This is a genomic window from Neisseria sp. P0022.S010 (assembly GCF_051956635.1).
The window spans coordinates 1-2,171 of record NZ_JBQCXF010000487.1; the positions used below are offsets into that span (position 1 = coordinate 1).

Sequence of the window (2,171 nt, forward strand, 5' to 3'; positions counted from 1 at the left end):
CTGGAACCAACAAAACGTCGTCGAAAGTATAGGCTTTTTCTACAATACGCATGATGCTCGGTCTTTCAGTTTGTGCAAGATGCACGGCATTATATCACACCGGCTTGATGCTAACATTGGCAATACATGTTTTAACGTTATTTTTTTACATCATTTGATCTGAGGTACAAAAATATGCCAACGCATTGCAGTTTCAAGTAAAATAGGTTGGATGAGAACATCATTTACATAAGGGAAACCCATGAAATCTTCCGTACTCAAAACCTGTCTGACAGCAGCCCTTCTCTCTTCCGCCGCCCTGACCGGCGCGGCCGAGGTTTACACTTGGAAAGGCGCATCGGGCAACAGCTATTCCGATACGCCAAACCGCCTGCAACCGAAGCGTTCCGGCGTGGTCAACATCCGCACGCACAACGTCAAACCTGCCGTTGCGCCTGCTGTTGCGGCATCTGAGCCGGTTGCCGAGCAGCCCAACGAACAGGTTGCGGAACAAAACAAACAAATCGAAGAGCGCAATAAAAAAATCGAAGAGCAAAACCGCCAAAACAAGCTGGAAAACTGCAAAATCGCTAAAATCAACCGCCAAGTCGCCGAAAGCGCACGCTTGGCCAATCGCGACAGCCTAATTAAACAATACCAAAACGACGTCAATAAATACTGCAATTAAGCTCACGAATAACAATATCAAAAAGGCCGTCTGAAATTTAATTTCAGACGGCCTTTATTTTTTAGTCCATCAATAATACAACTGAACCAACAACAAGCCGATGGCCAGACTAAATGCCATGCTCAACAGGCCTGGAATCATGAAGCTATGGTTGAAGATGAATTTGCCGATTTTGGTCGAGCCGGTTGTATCAAAGTCGATAGCGGCAATAATCGGACCGTAGTTCGGAATGAAGAAATAGCCGTTTACCGCAACAAATGTGCCGATAATGATGGGCGCAGGAATCCCCAGTTTGATGGCGATTGGGAACAGCGTCGCCACTGTCGCGCCTTGGCTGTTGACCAATACCGACAAGACAAACAGGGCAAAGGCAAAGGTCCACGGTGCAGATTCAACCAAATGGCTGACGGTCGATTCCACTTCTGTTAAGTGGCCGCTCATCAAGGTATCGCCCAACCAAGCCACGCCAAACACCGCAATCACGGCACGCATACCGGCATGGAATACCGAACCTCGAGTAATCGCATCGCCATTGGGTTTACACGCCAAAATAATCAGTGCAGAAGCAGACAACATCACGATTTCAATCGTATGTGCCATGCCCATAGGCTTGATCGCGCCATCGTGTTCAAAAGCCGGACGCAGCTCAGGCAGCGCACCCATTACTACCACCAGCAATGCCGCAGTCAAGAAAATACCAACCGACAATTTGGCTTTCGGCGAAATAGCGACATCGTTTTTTTGTTCCTCCACATCGATATATTCTTTCACATAGTTTGGGTCTTTCAGCAAAGCCTGATAATGCGGATCGTCTTTCAATTCTTTGCCCAGTTTGTTTACGAACACGCAAGCCAAACCGATACCCAAAATCGTGGACGGAACGGTAACTTTCAACACATCCGCCATCGTGATGTGTTGCGGCTCAAGCATGGTAACGCAGGCAACAACGGCGGCGGCAATCGGGCTGGCGACAATCGCAAATTGGGAAGCGATAACCGCCATCGTCAGCGGACGGGAAGGACGGATGCCATTGCGACGGCTGACTTCGGCAATCACGGGCAAGACCGAGTAAGCCACATGGCCCGTACCTGCCAAGACGGTAAAGGTATAAGTTACCGCCGGCGCGATAAAGGTGATGTATTTCGGATTGCGGTGCAACACGCGCGTGGCAATCTTAATCATATAGTCCAAACCGCCGCTGGCCTGCATCGCCGCCGCGGCAGACACTACCGCCATAATCATCAGCATCACATCAATCGGCGGGCTGGTCGGTTGAAGATGAAAACCAAAAGACAATACGGCTAAGCCGATACCGCCGAGCACGCCCAAACCAATCCCACCAACCTGCGCACCAATCAGGATACACAGCAGCACAATGGCAAACTGGATAAAAAACATAGTTGACATAACAACTCCCAAAATCCGGCCTTAACCGAAATAAAATTAGAAACACTCGAATTATAGAGCAAACCCTCTTTCCTAACCATACTTTACCGAACTATAC

2 protein-coding genes are annotated in these 2,171 nt (G+C 48.8%); one reads left to right on the top strand and one right to left on the bottom strand.

What is annotated here, in order from left to right:
- The first annotated feature begins 241 nt into the window (after window positions 1–241).
- Window positions 242–667 carry a DUF4124 domain-containing protein gene (locus ACTHUT_RS18440; protein WP_070712610.1) on the top strand — a complete coding sequence of 142 codons (426 nt, stop codon included), beginning with the start codon at window positions 242–244 and terminating at the stop codon, window positions 665–667.
- Between the two features lie 69 nt (window positions 668–736).
- On the opposite strand, the gene ACTHUT_RS18445 is transcribed toward ACTHUT_RS18440, so the two are convergent.
- Complete coding sequence (locus tag ACTHUT_RS18445) at window positions 737–2,065, bottom strand: anaerobic C4-dicarboxylate transporter family protein (RefSeq protein ID WP_250601753.1); 1,329 nt, start codon at window positions 2,063–2,065, stop codon at window positions 737–739.
- Between the last annotated feature and the right edge of the window lie 106 nt (window positions 2,066–2,171).